This window comes from Kitasatospora sp. NPDC008115, from assembly GCF_042957205.1.
GTDB lineage: Bacteria > Actinomycetota > Actinomycetes > Streptomycetales > Streptomycetaceae > Kitasatospora.
Window position 1 is genome coordinate 272,330 of the sequence record NZ_JBIBHU010000004.1, and the last position, 18,136, is coordinate 290,465.

The 18,136-nt window shown below is 74.2% G+C and carries 16 protein-coding genes and 1 riboswitch; of the genes, 5 read left to right on the forward strand and 11 right to left on the reverse strand.

The window, feature by feature from the left end:
* Nucleotides 1-59: 59 nt before the first annotated feature.
* Nucleotides 60-1,520, forward strand: coding sequence for a catalase (locus tag ACFZBX_RS07530; RefSeq protein ID WP_391532006.1), 1,461 nt, complete (start codon nt 60-62; stop codon nt 1,518-1,520).
* A gap of 58 nt (nt 1,521-1,578) precedes the next feature.
* On the opposite strand, the gene ACFZBX_RS07535 is transcribed toward ACFZBX_RS07530, so the two are convergent.
* Nucleotides 1,579-2,010, reverse strand: a complete 432-nt coding sequence (locus tag ACFZBX_RS07535) for a gamma-glutamylcyclotransferase family protein (RefSeq protein WP_391532007.1) — start codon at nt 2,008-2,010, stop codon at nt 1,579-1,581.
* 131 nt (nt 2,011-2,141) lie between these two features.
* On the opposite strand from ACFZBX_RS07535, the gene ACFZBX_RS07540 reads away from it, so the two are divergent.
* On the forward strand, nt 2,142-3,173 hold the full coding sequence (locus ACFZBX_RS07540) for an EamA family transporter (protein ID WP_391532008.1): 1,032 nt from the start codon (nt 2,142-2,144) through the stop codon (nt 3,171-3,173).
* Here ACFZBX_RS07540 and ACFZBX_RS07545 read toward each other — a convergent pair.
* Nucleotides 3,127-3,723 (reverse strand): dihydrofolate reductase family protein, encoded by a 597-nt coding sequence (locus ACFZBX_RS07545; RefSeq protein ID WP_391532009.1) that lies wholly within the window; start codon nt 3,721-3,723, stop codon nt 3,127-3,129. The genes ACFZBX_RS07540 and ACFZBX_RS07545 overlap by 47 nt on opposite strands.
* An 88-nt stretch (nt 3,724-3,811) precedes the next feature.
* Here ACFZBX_RS07545 and ACFZBX_RS07550 point away from each other — a divergent pair, with 88 nt between their 5' ends.
* Complete coding sequence (locus ACFZBX_RS07550) at nt 3,812-4,387, forward strand: TetR/AcrR family transcriptional regulator (RefSeq protein ID WP_391532010.1); 576 nt, start codon at nt 3,812-3,814, stop codon at nt 4,385-4,387.
* 22 nt (nt 4,388-4,409) lie between these two features.
* On the opposite strand, the gene ACFZBX_RS07555 is transcribed toward ACFZBX_RS07550, so the two are convergent.
* Nucleotides 4,410-5,042 carry an AAA family ATPase gene (locus ACFZBX_RS07555; RefSeq protein ID WP_391532011.1) on the reverse strand — a complete coding sequence of 211 codons (633 nt, stop codon included), beginning with the start codon at nt 5,040-5,042 and terminating at the stop codon, nt 4,410-4,412.
* Nucleotides 5,043-5,046: 4 nt separating this feature from the next.
* Complete coding sequence (locus ACFZBX_RS07560) at nt 5,047-6,126, reverse strand: PhlD (protein ID WP_391532012.1); 1,080 nt, start codon at nt 6,124-6,126, stop codon at nt 5,047-5,049.
* 212 nt (nt 6,127-6,338) lie between these two features.
* On the opposite strand from ACFZBX_RS07560, the gene ACFZBX_RS07565 reads away from it, so the two are divergent.
* The gene (locus ACFZBX_RS07565; protein WP_391532013.1) at nt 6,339-7,655 is read left to right on the forward strand and encodes an MFS transporter; all 1,317 of its coding nucleotides are present in this window, start codon (nt 6,339-6,341) and stop codon (nt 7,653-7,655) included.
* Nucleotides 7,656-7,662: 7 nt separating this feature from the next.
* Here the strand turns inward: ACFZBX_RS07565 and ACFZBX_RS07570 are convergent, their stop codons facing one another.
* The 6 genes from ACFZBX_RS07570 to ACFZBX_RS07595 all read right to left on the reverse strand — a co-directional run bounded on the left by ACFZBX_RS07570 (nt 7,663) and on the right by ACFZBX_RS07595 (nt 14,689).
* Nucleotides 7,663-8,226: an EF-hand domain-containing protein gene (locus tag ACFZBX_RS07570; RefSeq protein WP_391532014.1), complete on the reverse strand. Its 564-nt coding sequence runs from the start codon at nt 8,224-8,226 to the stop codon at nt 7,663-7,665.
* Nucleotides 8,227-8,365: 139 nt separating this feature from the next.
* A complete protein-coding gene (locus ACFZBX_RS07575; protein WP_391532015.1) occupies nt 8,366-8,896 on the reverse strand; it encodes a hypothetical protein in 531 nt (176 codons plus the stop codon).
* 136 nt (nt 8,897-9,032) lie between these two features.
* The gene (locus tag ACFZBX_RS07580) at nt 9,033-10,757 is read right to left on the reverse strand and encodes a dipeptide ABC transporter ATP-binding protein (protein WP_391532016.1); all 1,725 of its coding nucleotides are present in this window, start codon (nt 10,755-10,757) and stop codon (nt 9,033-9,035) included.
* A 30-nt stretch (nt 10,758-10,787) separates the two neighbouring features.
* Complete coding sequence (locus tag ACFZBX_RS07585; RefSeq protein WP_391532017.1) at nt 10,788-11,780, reverse strand: ABC transporter permease; 993 nt, start codon at nt 11,778-11,780, stop codon at nt 10,788-10,790.
* Nucleotides 11,781-11,879: 99 nt separating this feature from the next.
* Entirely contained in the window at nt 11,880-13,637 is a 1,758-nt protein-coding gene (locus ACFZBX_RS07590; protein ID WP_391532018.1) for an ABC transporter substrate-binding protein, read from the reverse strand.
* A 71-nt stretch (nt 13,638-13,708) separates the two neighbouring features.
* The gene (locus ACFZBX_RS07595) at nt 13,709-14,689 is read right to left on the reverse strand and encodes an ABC transporter permease (RefSeq protein WP_391532019.1); all 981 of its coding nucleotides are present in this window, start codon (nt 14,687-14,689) and stop codon (nt 13,709-13,711) included.
* Nucleotides 14,690-15,007: 318 nt separating this feature from the next.
* Nucleotides 15,008-15,105, forward strand: a riboswitch (ZMP/ZTP riboswitch).
* Nucleotides 15,106-15,125: 20 nt separating this feature from the next.
* On the opposite strand from ACFZBX_RS07595, the gene ACFZBX_RS07600 reads away from it, so the two are divergent.
* Nucleotides 15,126-16,583: a glycine hydroxymethyltransferase gene (locus ACFZBX_RS07600; protein ID WP_391532020.1), complete on the forward strand. Its 1,458-nt coding sequence runs from the start codon at nt 15,126-15,128 to the stop codon at nt 16,581-16,583.
* A gap of 67 nt (nt 16,584-16,650) precedes the next feature.
* Here ACFZBX_RS07600 and ACFZBX_RS07605 read toward each other — a convergent pair whose 3' ends face one another.
* A complete protein-coding gene (locus ACFZBX_RS07605; protein WP_391532021.1) occupies nt 16,651-18,099 on the reverse strand; it encodes an aldehyde dehydrogenase family protein in 1,449 nt (482 codons plus the stop codon).
* Nucleotides 18,100-18,136: the final 37 nt, after the last annotated feature.

Below are 18,136 nucleotides of genomic sequence, written 5' to 3' on the forward strand. Positions count from 1 at the left end.
GGGTTAGCGTCGTGCCGGGAACACCTCCGGGGGGACCTCAGCACGCAACGGAGGACACCATGTCCGAGTCAGCGGTCCCGTACACCACCAACAACGCCGGTGTCCCGGTGCCGAGCGACGACAACTCGCTCACGGTGGGCAGGGACGGCCCGATCCTGCTCCACGACCACTACCTGATCGAGAAGATGGCCCAGTTCAACCGGGAGCGGGTGCCGGAGCGGGTGGTGCACGCCAAGGGGGCCGGGGCGTACGGCGTCTTCGAGACGACGGAGGACGTCAGCCGGTACACCAAGGCGACCCTGTTCCAGCCGGGTAGGCGCACCGAGATGCTGGCCCGCTTCTCGACCGTGGCCGGCGAGCAGGGCAGCCCGGACACCTGGCGCGACCCGCGCGGCTTCGCGCTGAAGTTCTACACCGAGGACGGCAACTACGACCTGGTCGGCAACAACACGCCGATCTTCTTCGTCCGCGACACGATCAAGTTCCAGGACTTCATCCGCTCGCAGAAGCGCCGCCCGGACAACGGCCTGCGCGACCACGACATGCAGTGGGACTTCTGGACGCTCTCGCCGGAGTCCGCCCACATGGTCACCTGGCTGATGGGCGACCGCGGCATCCCGAAGTCGTACCGGCACATGAACGGCTACGGCTCGCACACCTACCTGTGGGTCAACGCGGGCGGCGAGCGGTACTGGGTGAAGTACCACTTCAAGACCGACCAGGGCATCGACTTCCTCACCCAGGAGGACGCCGACCGGCTGGCCGGCTCCGACCCGGACCTGCACCGCGAGGACCTCTGGCAGGCCATCGAGGGCGGCAACCCGCCGTCCTGGACGCTGTACGTGCAGGTCATGCCGTTCGACGACGCCCCCGGCTACCGGTTCAACCCGTTCGACCTGACCAAGGTCTGGCCGCACGGCGACTACCCGCTGATCCGGGTCGGGCGGATGACGCTGAACCGCAACCCGGAGGACTACTTCGTCCACATCGAGCAGGCGGCCTTCGAGCCGGCCAACCTGGTGCCGGGCATCAGCGTCTCGCCGGACAAGATGCTGCTCGGCCGGATCTTCTCCTACCCGGACACCCACCGGTACCGGATCGGGCCCAACTACGCCCAGCTGCCGCCGAACCGGCCGCACGTGCCGGTGCACTCGTACGCCAAGGACGGGCCGATGCGCTTCGACCCGGCCCGGACGGCGGTGCCCTACGCGCCGAACTCCAAGGGCGGGCCGGCGGCGAACCTCGCGCGGTACGACGACCCGTCGGCCGGCTGGCACAGCTCGGGCGACATGGTGCGCGAGGCGTACTCGCTGCACGCCGAGGACGACGACTGGGGGCAGGCGGGCACCATGGTCCGCCAGGTGCTGGACGACGCGGCGCGCGAGCGGCTGGTCTCCAACATCGTGGGGCACCTCCAGGGCGGGGTGAGCGATCCGGTGCTGGAGCGGGCGGTGCAGTACTGGCGCAATGTCGACAAGTCGCTGGGTGACCGGGTCGCCAAGGGCGTCGGCAAGGAGTGACCGGCGGTTCGTCGCCGTCGCCGTCGCCGGGGGTGCGGGTCCGGGTGGGCCCGCGCCCTCAGCCGTGTCCCCGGTCGCGCCGCCGCCAGTCGCCGGAGGCGATGAGCGCCGGGTGCGCCCGCAGCCGGGCGGCGGCGTCCGGCCCGGCCAGGTACACCCAGGCGTCCGCCGTCGCGCCGTCCGCCGTCCGGACGGCGAGCCGCTCGCGCACGTACTCGCCGCGCCCGTCCGGCCGGCAGTCCTCCAGCCGGTCCAGCGCCGCGAGCGCCGACGGGTAGGCCTGCGGGCGGACGGTGACCAGCTCGCCGCTGATCCGCCGGCCCGGGGCGGGGTCCGGCACCGCGTACGGGAAGCCGGGCCCCGCGTGCAGCGCCGCGCCCTCCAGCACCGCCGCCCGCACCCCGGCGCACCGGCCGGCGAGGAGGACGGCGTGGTTGCGCTCCCCGGTGAGCAGGGTGCCGTAGACGAAGAAGGGCAGCTCGGCGGGCACGGAGGGTCCTCCTGGATGGCGGGCGGTTCGGCGGTCGGTGCTGCCCGCCTGGTGATACCCACTGGCGCGCGGGGCGGCCGATGCGGTGTCATGGCGGGTGCAACTGCCAGCACCGTCCAAGGGGGACACCCATGACAGCTCCCGCCGAGCGTACCCCGGCCGCGCCCTCGGACGCCCCGCGCCCGGACGCCCTGGCCGAGGGCGCCCCGCCCGAGGACCCCCTGCGGAAGGGCGCCGCGGCCGCCGGACGGCTCGGGGCGGGCGTGTGGGTGGCGCTCGCGATCGTCTACGTGGTCTGGGGCTCGACCTACCTGGCGATCCGGATCACGGTCGAGACCATGCCGTCCTTCCTCTCCGCCGCCGCCCGCTTCCTGACCGCCGGACTGCTGCTGGCCGGCTTCGTCGCCGTCCGCCACGGCCGCGCCGCCCTGCGGGTGGACCTGCGGCAGCTGGGCTCCGCCGCCCTGGTCGGCGGCCTGCTGCTGACCGGCGGCAACGGGCTCGTGGTGCTCGGCGAGACCTGGATACCCTCGGGCCTGGCCGCGCTGCTGGTCGCCGCGGTGCCGCTGTGGATGGTGCTGCTGACGGCGGCGGGCGGCGACCGGCCGAAGCCGGCCGAACTGGCCGGCGTCCTGCTCGGCCTGGCCGGTCTGGGCGTGCTCTCCGCCCCCGCGATCGGCGGGTCCGTCGCGTTCGTCGGGGTGGTCGCGATCCTCTGCGGCACCCTCACCTGGGCGCTCGGCTCCTTCGCGGCCAAGCGCATCCGGATGCCCGCCAACGTCTTCGCCTCCAGCGCCTACCAGATGCTGGCCGGCGGGCTCGGCAACACGCTGATCGGCCTGGCCCGCGGGGAGCAGCACGGACTGCACCCCGGCGACATCTCCACCCGTTCCTGGCTGGCGCTGGGCTTCCTGGTGGTGTTCGGCTCGCTGGTCGCCTTCACCGCGTACGCCTGGCTGCTGCGTGCCGCGCCGCTGACCCTGGTCGCCACCTACGCCTATGTGAACCCGGTGGTGGCCGTGCTGCTGGGCTGGCTGGTGCTGGCCGAGCCGCTGACCGGCCCCACCCTGCTGGGCGGGGCGATCGTGGTCGCGGGCGTCTGCCTGGTGGTGAGCGTCAGCCGGTCGTCGGGGCGCTCGTCCGCCCGAAGGTCCGCACGGTGACCCCGTTGGGGAAGGTGCGCGCGCCGGTGGGCTCGAAGGCGTGCGGGGCGTAGTCCGCGCGGAACAGCGGGACCCCGGAGCCGAACACCAGCGGGTACTGCTTGACGACCAGTTCGTCGATCTCCGGCAGCAGTTGACCGGCCAGGTCGCCGCCGCCGCAGAGCCAGATGCCGAGGCCGTCCTCCCGCTTGAGCTCCCGCACCCGGCTCAGCGGGTCGGCCGCGGTGACCTCCACCGCGGGGTCGGGGCTCTCGGTCAGGCCGCGGGAGAAGACGATCTGCCGCAGGTGGGCGTACGGGCTGGTGAGGCCCGCCGGCAGGCCCTGGTCGTACGTGCCGCGGCCCATGAGCACGGTGTCGAAGCGCTTGTTGGGCGCGTCGGCGATTCCCATCGCGGCGCGTCCGGGGGTCGGCACCGTCTCCGGGTACTCCTCGCACATGTGGGAGAGGAACTCCCCGCCGACGTACGCCATGAGGGCCGCGTAGTCGTCGTCCGGCGCGGCGATGAAGCCGTCGATGGTGGCGCCGACGTAGTAGGTGAGCTTTCGCATCCGTGTCCTTTGTTCCGTCCGATGAACTACGACAGTTATAGTACTTGGTCTGTAGTGGTTGCAAGAGCATTCCCGAGGAGATCCAGCGATGGCCCAGAACCCCGCCCGGCGCACGGCGCTCACCGATGCCGCCATCGACGTCCTCGCGGACCAGGGGGCGCGCGGACTCACCTTCCGCGCCGTGGACGTGCGGGCGGGCGTCCCGGCCGGCACCGCGTCCAACTACTTCGCCAACCGGGACGACCTGCTCGACCAGACCGCCCGCCACATCCACCACCGGCTCACCCCCGACCCGGTGGTCATCGCCGACCTGATGCGCGCCCCCCGCGACCGCGTCCTGGTCACCGCCCTGATGCACGACCTGCTGCGCCGCATCGACGCCGACCGCTCCGGCTACCTCGCGATGCTGGAGCTGCGCCTGGAGGCCACCCGCCGCCCGGAGATGCGAGCCCAGCTCACCGCCACCATCCGGGAGCAACTGGAGGCCAACATCGCCTACCACCTGGACGAGGGCTTCCCCGGTGACCGCGAGACCGTCGTCGTCCTCTACCTCGCGATGACCGGCCTGCTCATCGAGCACCTCACCCTCCCCGGGGTGCTCGGCCCCGACGCCCTCCCGGCCCTGGTCGACACCCTGGTCGCCCGCACCGTCCCGGAGGCCTGACGGGGCGGCACGGGCGGGCGGCTCAGACGAAGCGGATGTGGCGCACGCCGACGACGGCGCGCCGCAGCCGGGCGCGCAGCGGGCCGTCGGTGTCGGGGGCGAGGGTCAGCCCGGCGGAGGCGGCGAGGCGGTCGGCGACCTCGGCGACGCCCAGGTGGTCGGTGCGGACGTGCTCGCCGAACCCTTCGCCGCTCAGCCGCTCCAGGCAGTGGTCGAGGCGGGAGACCGCGAAGGACTCCCGGCGCAGTGCGGCGCCCTTCCCCCCGATGAGCTCCGCGGCGTGCCCGAAGCCGCGCTCGCGCAGCCGCCGCAGCACCTCCGCGCGCTCCGCGAGCAACGCGAAGTGCCGCACGTCGTGGCCGCGTTCGCGCAGCCGGCCGACGGTCTCGGCGAAGTAGGACGGCTCGGTGACCGTCATCGGGACGATCACCGTGCCCGGGTGCCGGGCGAGCGTGCGGTCCAGCACCTCGAACACCCCCTGCCGCCAGGCCGGCAGGTCCTGGAAATCCCCGCGCAGCTGCTTGGGCGTCATCCGGTGGAGGCCGAAGCCGACCTCCTCGGGGTCGCAGACGACGCTGCCGGGCAGCCGGCGCCGCAGCTCGTGGGCGACCTGCGTCTTGCCGCCGCCGAACGGTCCGTTGATCCACAGGAGCATGCCGTCAGCCTACCGACGACCAGGTGGCGAGCAGGGTGCTCAGGGTGACGCCCGGGCCGAGGCCGAGGACCAGGCCGCGGGCGCCCGGGGGCGGGGGTGTGCGGTGGGTGCGGGCGAGGACGGAGAAGACCGTCGCGCCGCCCAGGTTGCCCTCCTCGGAGAGGACGTCCCGGGAGTGCCGCAGAAAGGTTTCGTCCACGTCCAGCAGCGCCCCGAGGCGGTCCAGGATCGCCGGGCCGCCCGGGTGCAGGACCCCGAAGTCCAGCGCCCGGCCGCCGTTGCGGTCCAGCCAGTCCAGCAGCGCCGGGCCCAGGTCGGTGACCGAGCGCAGCGAGGCCCGGGTGGACGCGAAGTGGTCGCCGCGCTCGTCGGTCAGCTTGCGGTAGCGGTCGGTGGTGCCGGGGATGGTGTACTCGAAGCACTCCTCCAGGCGCAGGCCGGGCGTGCGCCGCTCGGCGGTGACCACGGCGGCGGCCGCGGCGTCGCCCCACAGGCCCTTGTAGATCTGGTCCTCCACCGTGGTGCGGGAGTTCTGGTACATCGAGGAGAGCGACTCCGCGGCGACCACCAGCACCACCGCCGCCGGGTCCCAGGCCAGGAACCGCCGGGCCGCGATCAGCACGTGCGCGCCGCCCGCGCAGGCCAGCTGGCTCATCGGGAGGCGGCTGACGTCGGGGCGCAGGCCGAGGTTCTGCTGGAGGTGGACGTCGAGACCGGGTACGGCGTCGCCGGTCGCGCTGGTGACGATCACGCAGTCCACCTGCCCGGGCCGCACGCCCGCGTCCGCCATCGCCTCGGCGGCGGCGCGTTCGGCGGCGGCCAGCAGGTCGGCGAAGGTGGAGGTCTTGCGCTCGGCGGCGGTGCGTCCGGGGGAGGCGACCACCTCGTAGGGCCGGAAGTAGCGGCGGGTGCCGGGCAGGTTGCCGAGGGCCAGGCGGACGGTCTGCGCCTGGCGGGGCGGGTACTCCGGGTTGCGGGCGAGGATGTCCTCCCGGATCCGTTCGGACGTCACGGTGTGCGGGCCGAGGACGAGCGCCGGGCGGCTGACGTGGGCGACGGGGGGCGTGGGGGCCGTGCTGGGCATGCGGATGGTTCCTTGCGGGCGGTGCGCGCCGCACCCGGCCGGGCACGGCCCGGCCACGCTACCCGCCGCTCGTGTTCCGGCCGCCCCCGCCCGGTTCCCGTCCGGTTCCCCGGAGCGCCCGCGCCGGAGCGGATCATTCGAATACCATCCGTCAGGTGCCCGGCCCGGCGGGGGGAGCGGGGGGAGCGGGGGGAGCGGGGGGAGCGGGCGTCATGGCGGGTACGGACGGGCGGACGGCGACGGCCACCACGGCGGGAGCGCCACCGAAGGCGCCGCGCGCCCTGTGGCGGCAGCGGAACTTCGCCGCCCTCTGGTCCGCCCACACCGTCAGCCAGTTCGGCACCCAGCTGAGCCTCTTCGTGCTGCCCGTCCTCGCGCTCACCGCCGTCGGCGCGACCCCCGGTCAGCTCGGTCTGGTCTCCGCCGCCGAGACGCTGCCGTTCCTCCTGGTGGGCCTGCCCGCCGGCGCGCTGCTCGACCAGTGGGACCGGCGGCGGGTGATGGTCGTCGCGGACGCGGGCCGGGCGGTCGCGCTCGGCGCCGTCCCGCTCGGCTACGCGCTCGACCTGCTGAGCGTGCCGCTGCTCTGCGCGGTCGGCTTCGTGAGCGGCCTGTTCACCGTCTTCTTCGACATCGCCGACCAGGCCTTCCTGCCCGGGGTCGTCGGCCGGGGCCAGGTCCCGGCCGCCAACAGCCGGCTGGAGTTCTCCCGTTCGGCCGCCGAGCTCGCCGGACCCGGCCTGTCCGGCCTGCTGCTCCAGTGGGTGACCGCCCCGCTGGTCCTGCTCGCCGACGCGGCCAGCTACCTCGTTTCGGCGCTGCTCCTCGGCACGATCCGGTCCCCGGCGCGGGCCACCGGGGCGGACCCGAAGCCACCGGCGGCCCGCGAGCCGATGCGCACCCGGATCGCCGAGGGCCTGCGCTTCGTCTTCCGCCACCGCGCCCTGCGTGCGCTCGCGCTGGCCAGTGCCGTCGCCAACCTGGCCGGGCTCGGCGGCGCGCTCAGCGCCCTGCTGCCCGCCTTCGCCCTGGGGGACCTCGGCCTCTCGCCCGGCCGGCTCGGCCTCGCACTGACCGTCGGCAACGCCGGCGCCCTGCTCGGCGCGCTGTTCACCGCCCGGCTGGTGCGGGTACTGGGCCTGGGCCGGCTGCTGCTGGCCGCCCGCTGCCTGCCGGGCCTCGGTGTGCTGCTGCTCGCCACCGCCCGGCCCGGCACCGCCGTGCCCACCGTGGCGGTGGCGGCCGGGATCATCGCCACCGGCATCACCGCCTACAACATCGCCCAGGTCAGCCTGCGGCAGGCGGTGACCCCGGCGGCGATGCAGGCCCGGATGAACGCCTCGGTGCGCTTCGTCATCTGGGGCACGCTGCCGCTCGGGGCGGCCGCCGGCGGTCTGCTCGGGTCGGTGGTGGGCCTGCGCCCGGCGCTCTGGGCGGTCGCCGGGGTGGGGCTGCTGTCGGTCCTGCCACTGCTGCTGACCCGCGAGGTGAGCGCACTGCGCGAGTTCCCGGACGACCCGGAGGATTGACGGCCGGTCAGGCCTCGTACGGCGGCCGACCGGCCCACCAGTGGCCGGGTGCCTCCGGGGCGCGGCTGGTCCAGAACTCGATGAGGCCGGTGATGAACTCCTCGGCGGAGAGGGTGCCGTCGCCGTCCCGGTCGAGGTGGTGGAACGCCTCGTCGGCGTCGTCGCGGGAGAGGGCGGCGAAGTGGCCGCGCTGGAAGACGAAGAACTCGCCCGCGTCGACCGTCCCGCTGCCGTCCACGTCGGCGATCGCCAGGAACGCCTCGGCGAGCGCCCCGAACACGGTCCGCGCGGCCACCGGGTCGTCGGCGAGCGAGCGGGTCGAGGCGACGAACTGCCGCCGGCTGATCGCCGTGGTCCCGATCGGCAGGTGGGAGACGTGCAGGTCGCGCCAGATGGCGAGGTAGGCGGCGACGATCCGCTTCTCGGCGCCCGACCCCTCGGCGTGGCCCAGCGACCGGGCCACCGCGTGGCCCATCAGGACGTGGTCGTGCTCGGTCAGCAGGCCGTCCCCGTCGGCGTCGAGGTGGTCGAACCCGTGGTTGATCCTCGCGAGCAGCAGTTCCTCGGACACCCGTCTCCCCCGGCTGGTCGGTCCCGGCGTTCACGGCGGGACCGGTCACAACGATCGGACGCAGCACGCTATCCCGCCGGGCGCCGGCCGCGCAGCCGAAGCCGTGAACTGGCGCCCGGCCGGATCGGCGGTCCGCCGCTCAGCCCGCGTTCTGGAGCGCCGCGTCGGCCAGCTTCTCGGCCAACTCGCCGAAGGAGGACTTGAGTTGTTCGTCGGCGATGCCGTTGGCATAGCCCTGCAAGGCGAGTGCGGCCTGGGCCTGGACGGCCGGGGTGGCGAAGCCGGGGTCGATCGGCAGGGGGCCCTCGGGCGGCCAGGGGAGCGGCCAGTGGCGGGGCCAGGGGATCCTGCCGTGCGGGGTGCCGCACCAGTCGTCGCCGGCCTCGGCGAGGATCCGCCCGGCGTCGCCGCCGGAGACCCGGGCGGTGATGGCGGCGTTGGCCACGGCGTTGACGGTGCGGGCGACCGACAGCCGCAGCGCGGCGGCGACGGGCGGCAGCGGCTGCGGGTTCAGCCCGGCCGCGCCGCCGGCGGTCCCGGCGCGGGTCGCGAGGAGGCCGTCCAGGACGCCGTGGGCCGCCTCGTGGGGGATCAGCCCGTCCAGGGCCGCGGGATTGAGCCGGCCCACGAGTGAGACCAGGGTGACGGATCTGTGGACGAGCGTGGTCATCGGAAAACCCCTTCTCCGGGGACGGGTGGCCGCGTGCTCACGGTCGGTGACCGATCGTAGGCGCAGCGCCCGCGCGGACGGGGGACCGACACCACAGGCCGCCGCTCACCGGCGGCCGTCCACCGGCCGCCGCCGCTCAGCGGGCGGCGGCGAGCAGTTCGCGGGTGTACGCGGTGTGCGGGGCGGCGAAGAGCCGGTCGCGGTCGGTGGACTCGACCAGCCGGCCGCGGTGCATCACGGCGACCCGGTCGCAGAAGTGCCGGACCACCGCGAGGTCGTGCGAGACGAACAGGAAGGCCACCCCGAGGCGTTCGCGCAGCTCCATCAGCAGGTTGAGCACCTGGGCCTGGACCGAGACGTCCAGGGCGGAGACCGGCTCGTCGGCGATGATCAGCCGCGGTTCGGGGGCGAGCGCCCGGGCGATGCCGATCCGCTGGCGCTGGCCGCCGGAGAACTCGTGCGGGTAGCGGTCCAGGTGGGCGGCGGTCAGGCCGACCTGCTCCAGCAGTTCGGCGGAGCGCTCGCGCCGCTGCCCGGCGTCCAGCGCGGTGTGCAGCCGCAGCGGGGTGTCCAGGGTCTGGGCGACGGTGCGGCGCGGGTTGAGCGAGGCGTACGGGTCCTGGAAGACCAGCTGGACCTCCTTGGCGAGCCGCCGGCGCAGCGCCCGGTCGGGCCGGGTGGCGTCGACGCCGTCGTAGCGGACGGTGCCGGCGGTGGCGGGCTGCAGGCCGGCCAGCACCCGGGAGGTGGTGGACTTGCCGGAGCCGGACTCGCCGACCAGGCCGAGCGTCTCGCCGGGTGCGATGCGCAGGCTGACGCCCTCGACCGCCCGGACCGGTTCGGGCCGCCCGCGCCCCGGCAGGCGCGGGCCGCGGCCGGGGAAGTGCACGGCGAGGTCCTCGACCTCGGCCAGCCAGCGGCCCCGCGCGGCGGCCGGAACGGGCCGGGAGGCGGCCGGCCGGGGCGCGGGCGAGGGGTCGTCGACGGTCGGCAGCGGCGCGCCCGGGACGGAGTCCAGGGTGAGCGCGGCGCCGACCAGGGCCGTGGTGTACGGCTCGCGGGGCGCGGCCAGCAGCGTCGCGGTCGGCGCCGACTCCACCGCCCGGCCGCCGCGCAGCACCAGGGTGCGGTCCGTGGTGCCGGCGACCACCCCGAGGTCGTGGCTGACCAGCAGCACCGCGGTGCCGTGCTCGCGCTGCAGTTCGCCGAGCAGGTCGAGCACCTGGCGCTGGACGCGGGCGTCGAGCGCGGTGGTCGGCTCGTCGGCGATCAGCACGTCGGGGTCGTTCATCAGCGCCATCGCGATCATCACCCGCTGGCGCATGCCGCCGGAGAACCGGTGCGGGTAGTCGCGCGCCCTGGCGGCCGGGATGCCGACCCGCTCCAGCATCGCCGCCGCCCGCCGCCGGGCCTCGGCGCGCCCGGTGCCCGGGTGGTGCAGCCGGTACATCTCGGCGAGCTGCGCGCCGACGCCGTGGAAGGGGCTGAGCGAGGTGAGCGCGTCCTGGAAGACCAGGGCCACCCGGCCGCCGCGCACCCGTCGCAGCACGGACTCCTCGGCGCCCACCAGCTCCTGCCCGGCCAGCCGGATCGAGCCGGTGACGGTGGTGGTGCGCGGGTCGTGCAGGCCGAGCACGGCGAGCCCGGTGGCGGACTTGCCGGAGCCGGACTCGCCGACCAGGCCGAGGACCTCGCCGCGGGCCAGGTCGAAGGAGAGGCGGTGCACGGCGGCGACCGGGGCGCCGCCGCGCGGGTCGGCGAAGGTGACGCTGAGGTCCCGCACGCTCAGCACCGGCGGCTCCGTTGCGGGTTCGGCGGCGGGTTCGGTGGCGGCATCGGCGGGGACGGGGGAGGGGGTCATCGGGACGGGCTCCAGAACGGGACGGGGCGGTCAGCCAAGGCGGATGCGCGGGTCGAGCCAGGCCACCACCAGGTCGGCCAGCGCGACGAACAGCACGACGAAGCAGGCGGCCAGCAGCACCGCGCCGACCACGGCCGGCAGGTCCTGCCCCTCGACGGCCTCGGTGGCGAACCGGCCCACGCCGTTCAGCCCGAACACCGTCTCGGTGATCACCGCGCCGCCGAGCAGCGCGCCCGCCTCCAGGCCGAGCAGCTGCACCAGCGGCCCGGCGGCGCCGCGCGAGGTGTACTTGAGGTGCGTGCGCAGCCGGCCGAGGCCCTTGCCGCGGGCCGTGCGGACGTACTCCTCGTTCATCGTCTCCAGCAGCTGGGAGCGCGAGAGCCGGGCGAACACCGCCGAGTTGACGAAGCCCAGCACGATCCAGGGGAGCAGCAGGCCGCCCGCCCAGGCGGCCGGGTCGGCGGCCGGCGGGGTGTAGGAGGGCAGCGGCAGCAGCCCGGTGGTGTAGACCAGGCCCCACTGGGCGACGTAGCCCAGGAAGTAGATCTGCACGCTGGCGCCGATCAGGGTGAAGCCGGAGAGCAGCTTGTCGGTCCGGGTGCCGTGCCGCAGCGCGCTGACGAAGCCGGTGCCGAGCCCGAGCACCACCAGGACGGCCAGCGCGCCCGCCGCCAGCGAGACGGTGACCGGCAGGTGGTCGGCCAGCGCCTCGGTGACCGGCTGGTGCAGCCGGTAGGAGTAGCCGAGGCACGGCGCGTCGCAGTGGATCGTGGAGCCGTCGACGTCCTGGATGTCCCGGCCGGCGACGATCCCGGCCAGGTAGTCGGTGTACTGGGTGAGCAGCGGCTGGTCCAGGCCCATGCTCGCGCGGACCGCCGCGACCTGGCCGGTGTCGCAGCGCGGGCCGCAGGCGGCGCGGGCCGGGTCGGCGGGGGCGGCGTAGAAGAGGGCGAAGGCGGCGGCGGAGACCGCGGCCAGGACGGCGAGCGCCTGGAGGATCCGCCGCAGGGCGAAGGAGAGCATGGTGGCCGGTCCGGGTTCGGGGGGCGTCGGGGTGGCGGGCCCGCCGCGCGCTCGTGGGGACGGCGCGCGGCGGGACCACCGGGGGACTTCCGTGGCGGGTCAGGACTTCAGGTAGAGCCAGGCGGGGCTGACCGTCCCGTAGATCGGGTGGATGAACGCGCCGCCGACGTTGGAGCCGCGCAGCTGGTTGACCGTCGGGTAGCTGAACGGCAGCACCGGCAGGTCCTTCATCACCGTCTGCTCCAGGGCGTACAGCTCCTTGGCCTTGGCGCGCGGCTCACCGATCTGGTTGATCCGGTCGATCTCCTTGTCGACCTCGGGGTTGCGGTAGCGGGCGGAGTTGATGTCGCTGTTGGCGCGGCCGTCGAAGGAGAACGGGATCAGCGTGGAGGGCGTCGGCCAGTCGACCGAGCTGGTCTCCTCCCACAGGTCGTACGGGGAGTCGGCGCGGTGCACCTCGTCCAGCAGCGCCTTGGGGTCGACCGGCTTGGGCACCACGGTGATGCCGGCCTTGGCGAAGCCGTCCACCAGCACCTGGGCGACCCGCTGCCCGTCGGGGGTGTTGGCGTACGCGTAGGTGAGCGTGGCCGGTGCCTGCTTGGCCTTGGCCAGCGCGGCCTTGGCGGCCTCCGGGTCGCCCTCGGGCCTGGCCGGGTCGAGGTCGTACTTCTGCCAGTCCAGCAGGGCGGGGGAGCTGAGCGTGGTGGCGAGCTCGCCGGCCCGGCTGCCGCCGCGGACTTGGCGGGCCTGCTGGCGCGGGTAGGCGAGGTTGAGCGCCTTGCGGACCTCGACGTCGGCCACCCGCTCGTTGTTGACCATCAGATAGGTGACGAAGGCGCCCTGCCGCCCGGAGACGACCAGGTCCTTGGCCTTGGGGTCGGTGTCCACGGTCTGGTACAGCTCGGGGGAGAGCACGGTCGCCGCCGTGGTGGCGTTCTCGCCGCCGTCGCGCCCGGAGAGGATCTCCTGGTTGATGTTGAGCGCCTCCTTCCCGAAGGTGAAGACGAACTTCTCCGGGTACTGGCTGCGGATCGGGTCGGTCTCCGGCTTCCAGTGCGGGTTGCGCTCCAGCACCATGCGGGTGTTCTGGACGTGCTCGACGATCCGGTACGGGCCGGTGGCGAACGGCTGGCGGTCGTAGTCGGTGCCGGTGTCCTTGTCCCGGCGCACCGGCGAGGAGGAGGACTGCGCGGCCATGTACGGCACGTCGGCCTGCGGCTGCGGGAAGTGGAAGACGACGGTGCGCTCGTCCGGGGTCTCGATCGCGGCGAGGTCGCCGTCCTGCGGGCCGCCGTACTTCTTGCGGGCGTCGTCGTAGCTGGCCTCGCCGGTGAGCCACTGCGGCCAGTACGGCGGGCCGACCTCGTAGCCCTTGCCGAAGGAGCGCTGGATGCCGTACTTGACCTGCTGGGAGGTGATCGGCTGGCCGTCCTCCCAGGCCACGCCCTCCTTCAGCCGGTACGTCCAGGTGCGGCCGCCGTCGGTGGAGGTGCCGGTGTCGGTGGCGAGGTCGCCGACCAGCTTGGCCTTGCCGTCGACCACCTGGTACTGGGTCAGCTGGCGGCCCCAGAGCAGCGAGGTGTTGTAGGTGGCGCCCGCGTACACCTTCTGCGGGTCGAGGTGGCGGAAGTCGGTGGCGTTGTAGACGTTCACCGTGCCGCCCTGGCGGGCGCCGGCGACGGCGGGGGCCGGGCCGGCGCTCTCCTGCTCGGTGCCGAGCGCGGCGGTCAGCGGCGAGGCGTCCTTGGCCGCGGCGCCGGGGCCGGCGGTGGAGGAGGTGGAGGCGGCGCCGGCCGAGCAGGAGGTCGCCAGCAGGGCGGTCGCGAGGACGGCGAGGGACGGTCTGATCCAGCGCATGGCGAATCTCTCCTTGCCCCGGGGCTCGGGGCGGTCGGGTGAACGTGGGTGAAGGAAGGGAGGGGGAGGTCTCAGCGGGCGGCGCGCGGGTCCAGGGCGTCCCGGACGGCGTCGCCGAGCAGGTTGAAGGCGAGCACGAAGACCAGCAGCGCGACGCCGGGGAAGACCATGTACGTCGGGTCGGCCTGGAACACCTCGGAGCCGCGGGAGATCATCCGGCCCCAGTCGGGGACGGGCTCGGTGATGCCCACACCGAGGAAGGACAGCACCGCCTCGGAGGCGACGAAGGACGGCACCGCCATGGTGGCGTGCACCAGCAGCTGCGCCCGGACGTTCGGCAGGAGTTCCCGGACGACGATGTGGAACCGGCTCGCGCCGAGCGCCCGGGCGGACTGCACGAAATCCCTTTCCCGGAGCGAGCGGACGGCGGCCCGCAGGGAAAGCGCGAGCGGAATCCAGCCGAACGCGGAGAAGACCAGGACGAGTACCAGGAACTGCATCCACTCCGGTTCCGCGGTGCCCGGATCGACCAGCCGGGACTGGATCACCGGGCTGAGCGCGAGCAGCAGGAGCAGCGTCGGAAAGGCCAGCAGGACGTTCGAGAGGAAGCCGAAGACCCGGTCGGTGACCCCGCCGAGGTAGCCCACCGCGACGCCGGCCAGCACCCCGAGCGCGGTGGTGACGGCGGCCGAGGCGAAGGCGATCAGCAGCGAGGTGCGGATGCCGTACAGCAGTTGGGTGAACACGTCCCGGCCGAGGCCGGGCTCCAGGCCGAACCAGAACTCCGCGGAGATGCCGCCGTTCGGCGCGAGGGGCAGGCCGCCGTCGCTGAGCAGGCCGGGAGTGTTCTGGCCGTAGTGCTCGGTGGGGTTCTTGCCGTACAGCGCGGCGATCAGCGGGGCCGCCAGGGCGATCAGCAGGAAGAGCAGGACGACGCCGAGCGCGACGGCCCCGGTGCGGTCGCGGCAGACCCGGCGCAGCAGGCTCTTCGGGGCGGGCGCCGGGGGGCGCGCCGGGGCGTCCGGCGCTGCGACTTGTTCGACCACTGCCATGAGAGGCGTACTCCCCGAATTCTCTGCCGCCCCGTGGGTCTGGGTGCGTCGGCGGGCATTTCAGGACGGCCGGTCCGGGGGTTTCCCGGAAGGCCTTCCGGGCGTCATCAGACCGGATGCCGGGGAGTTTCCGCAAATCATTCAGAGGGCGTCCGCGAACTGGTTCCCGTGCTTTGTTTCGGGAATTGTGACGGCTTCATTCCGCCGCAATACTGCCGTAGCAATAGAACGGACATAAGCGGACGAAAGGAGTGACATGTCCGCCGCCGTCCCGGATGGTGAGACCTCTGCCACAGGCCGCCCGGCATTGGTACGATTCCGGCGGGCCGCGACTGGCGCGCACGGATGGAATCGACCATCGGGAAGCGGCCCCGTGCCGGATCACGACGCAGTTGCCGAGCGCCTGGGCCCCCCGACCTCCCGCCAGGAGACCGCCATGGCCCAGCAGCCGCACACGGCCGCCACCCCCGCCGCCAACACCGCCTTCCGCTCCGCGCTCGACGTGGTCCGCGAGGTCGAGCCGCGGATCGCCGCCGCCATCGGCCAGGAGATCGACGACCAGCGCGCCTCGCTCAAGCTCATCGCCAGCGAGAACTACGCCTCCCCGGCCGTCCTGCTCGCGATGGGCAACTGGCTCAGCGACAAGTACGCCGAGGGCACCGCCGGCCGCCGCTTCTACGCCGGCTGTCGCAACGTCGACACCGTCGAGACCATCGCCGCCGAGCACGCCCGCGCCCTGTTCGGCGCCGACCACGCCTACGTCCAGCCGCACTCCGGCATCGACGCCAACCTCACCGCCTTCTGGGCCGTCCTCTCCCAGCGCGTCGAGAGCCCCGCCCTGGAGCGCGCCAAGGTCCGCAACGTCAACGACCTCACCGAGCAGGACTGGGCCGAGCTGCGCCGGGACCTCGGCAACCAGCGCATGCTCGGCATGTCCCTGGACACCGGCGGCCACCTCACCCACGGCTTCCGCCCCAACATCTCCGGCAAGATGTTCGACCAGCGCAGCTACGGCACCGACCCGGCCACCGGCCTGATCGACTACGACGCGCTGCGCGCCACCGCCCGCGAGTTCCGCCCGCTGATCCTGGTGGCCGGCTACTCCGCCTACCCGCGGCGGGTGAACTTCGCGAAGATGCGCGAGATCGCCGACGAGGTCGGCGCCACCCTGATGGTCGACATGGCGCACTTCGCCGGCCTGGTCGCGGGCAAGGTGCTCACCGGCGACTTCGACCCGGTCCCGCACGCCGACATCGTCACCTCCACCACCCACAAGTCGCTGCGCGGCCCGCGCGGCGGCCTGGTCCTCAGCACCGCCGCGCTCGCCGAGCACGTCGACCGCGGCTGCCCGCTGGTGCTCGGCGGCCCGCTCTCGCACGTCATGGCCGCCAAGGCGGTCGCCCTCGCCGAGGCCCGCCGCCCCGAGTTCCGCACCTATGCCCAGCAGGTCGTGGACAACGCGCAGGCGCTCGCCGAGGGCCTGCTGCGCCGCGGCACCGCGCTCGTCACCGGCGGCACCGACAACCACCTCGTGCTCGCCGACGTCTCCGGCCACGGCCTGACCGGCCGTCAGGCCGAGGCCGCGCTGCTCGACTCCGGCGTCGTCACCAACCGCAACTCCGTCCCGCAGGACCCGAACGGCGCCTGGTACACCTCCGGCGTGCGGATCGGCACCCCGGCGCTCACCACCCGCGGCCTCGGCGCCGCCGAGATGGACGAGATCGCCGGCCTGATCGACACCGTGCTGCGCGCCACCGCCCCGGCCGCCACCGCCTCCGGCGCCCCGTCCAAGGCCCAGTACACCCTGGACCCGGCGGTCGCCGAGGGCGTCGCCAAGCGCGCCGCCGACCTGCTCGCCGGCTTCCCGCTCTACCCGGGCGTCGACCTGGTCTGACCCCGGACGCGGGCCCGGCCGGGTCGGTCCCGGCCGGGCCCGCGGCGTCGGCGCCCGGGGTGAGGCGTCAGTACTGGAGCGACTTGGTCTGGAGGTACTCCTCCAGGCCGTACCGGCCCAGCTCGCGGCCGAGGCCCGAGTTCTTGTAACCCCCGAACGGGGCCAGCGGGTTGAAGCGGCCGCCGTTGAGGTCGACCTGCCCGGCGTCCAGCCGGCGGGCGAAGCGGGCGGCGGTCTCGGTGTCGGCCGCCCAGACCCCGGCGGCCAGGCCGTACTCGGTGGCGTTGGCCAACTCGGCGGCGTGGTCCTCGTCGTCGTACGCCAGGACCGCCAGCACCGGCCCGAACACCTCCTCGCGGGCCACCGTCATGTCGGGGGTGACGTCGGCGAGCACCGTCGGGCGGACGTAGTAGCCGGTGCCGAGGCCGTCCGGGGCGTCGGCACCGCCCGCCACCAGGCGCGCGCCCTCGGCGAGCGCGCCGGTGATGTAGCCGCGCACCCGCTCGCGCTGGCGGGCGCTGACCAGCGGTCCGATCCTGGTCCCCGGGTCCCTCGGGTCGCCCGGGACGTACTTGCCGGCCGCCTTCGAGGCGAGCGCCACCGCCTCGTCGTACTGGTCGCGGTGGACCAGCAGCCGGGTCCACGCGCTGCAGGTCTGGCCGGCGTTGGTGAACACGTTGGCGACGTTGACGTTCACCGCGCGGGCCAGGTCGGCGCCCGGCAGCACCACGTTGGCGGACTTGCCGCCCAACTCCAGGGACACCCGCTTGATGCCGCGTCCGGCGGCCTCGGCGACCGCCCGCCCGACCGCCGTCGAGCCGGTGAAGGACACCACGTCCACGTCCGGGTGGCCGGCCAGCGCCGCGCCCGCCACCGCGCCGGTGCCGGTCACCAGGTTGAACACCCCGGCGGGGAAGCCCGCCGTGTCGACCAGCCGGGCGAACAGCCGGGCCACCAGCGGGGTGTCCTCGGCCGGCTTGAGGACCACCGGGCAGCCGGCCGCCAGCGCGGGCACCACCTTGGCGGCGATCTGGTGCAGCGGGTAGTTCCACGGCGTGATCGCCGCGACCACCCCGGCCGGCTCGGCGTGCACCACCGAGTTGCCGATCCGCTCCTCGAACGGGTAGTCGGCCAGCAGCTCCAGGTAGGAATCGGTGATCGTCAGCGGCAGCGTGGCCTGCACCGCGGTGGCGAAGCCGATCGGCGCGCCCAGCTCGGCCGTCACGGTGGCGGCGATCTCCTCCTGGTGGGCGGCCAGGCCGTCGCGCAGCCGGGTCAGCGGGACCAGCCGCTCGGCGACGGTGGTCGCGCCCCAGGCGCGGGCCGCCCGGCGGGCCGCCGCCACGGCGGCGCCGACGTCCGCCGCGCCGCCGGCCGGGACGGTCGCGAGCACGCGCTCGGTCGCCGGGTCGAGCACCGGGATCGACCCCTCGTCCAGCGCGGGCCGCCAGGCGCCGTCGACATACTGATCGGTGTACTCGGCGTACCCCTCGGCCCGCTCGCTCTCGCCCGCCATGTGCTGCCCTCTCCTGCCGGTTCCGCTGGTCCTCGCG

Excerpts from the sequence above, each read along its gene's own strand:
- ACFZBX_RS07530 (WP_391532006.1), top strand. The coding sequence starts at position 60 with ATGTCCGAGTCAGCGGTCCCGTACACCACCAACAACGCCGGTGTCCCG.
- ACFZBX_RS07540 (WP_391532008.1), top strand. The coding sequence starts at position 2,142 with ATGACAGCTCCCGCCGAGCGTACCCCGGCCGCGCCCTCGGACGCCCCG.
- ACFZBX_RS07545 (WP_391532009.1), bottom strand. The coding sequence starts at position 3,723 with ATGCGAAAGCTCACCTACTACGTCGGCGCCACCATCGACGGCTTCATC.
- ACFZBX_RS07550 (WP_391532010.1), top strand. The coding sequence starts at position 3,812 with ATGGCCCAGAACCCCGCCCGGCGCACGGCGCTCACCGATGCCGCCATC.
- ACFZBX_RS07555 (WP_391532011.1), bottom strand. The coding sequence starts at position 5,042 with ATGCTCCTGTGGATCAACGGACCGTTCGGCGGCGGCAAGACGCAGGTC.
- ACFZBX_RS07560 (WP_391532012.1), bottom strand. The coding sequence starts at position 6,126 with ATGCCCAGCACGGCCCCCACGCCCCCCGTCGCCCACGTCAGCCGCCCG.
- ACFZBX_RS07565 (WP_391532013.1), top strand. The coding sequence starts at position 6,339 with ATGGCGGGTACGGACGGGCGGACGGCGACGGCCACCACGGCGGGAGCG.
- ACFZBX_RS07575 (WP_391532015.1), bottom strand. The coding sequence starts at position 8,896 with ATGACCACGCTCGTCCACAGATCCGTCACCCTGGTCTCACTCGTGGGC.
- ACFZBX_RS07580 (WP_391532016.1), bottom strand. The coding sequence starts at position 10,757 with ATGACCCCCTCCCCCGTCCCCGCCGATGCCGCCACCGAACCCGCCGCC.
- ACFZBX_RS07585 (WP_391532017.1), bottom strand. The coding sequence starts at position 11,780 with ATGCTCTCCTTCGCCCTGCGGCGGATCCTCCAGGCGCTCGCCGTCCTG.
- ACFZBX_RS07590 (WP_391532018.1), bottom strand. The coding sequence starts at position 13,637 with ATGCGCTGGATCAGACCGTCCCTCGCCGTCCTCGCGACCGCCCTGCTG.
- ACFZBX_RS07595 (WP_391532019.1), bottom strand. The coding sequence starts at position 14,689 with ATGGCAGTGGTCGAACAAGTCGCAGCGCCGGACGCCCCGGCGCGCCCC.
- ACFZBX_RS07600 (WP_391532020.1), top strand. The coding sequence starts at position 15,126 with ATGGCCCAGCAGCCGCACACGGCCGCCACCCCCGCCGCCAACACCGCC.
- ACFZBX_RS07605 (WP_391532021.1), bottom strand. The coding sequence starts at position 18,099 with ATGGCGGGCGAGAGCGAGCGGGCCGAGGGGTACGCCGAGTACACCGAT.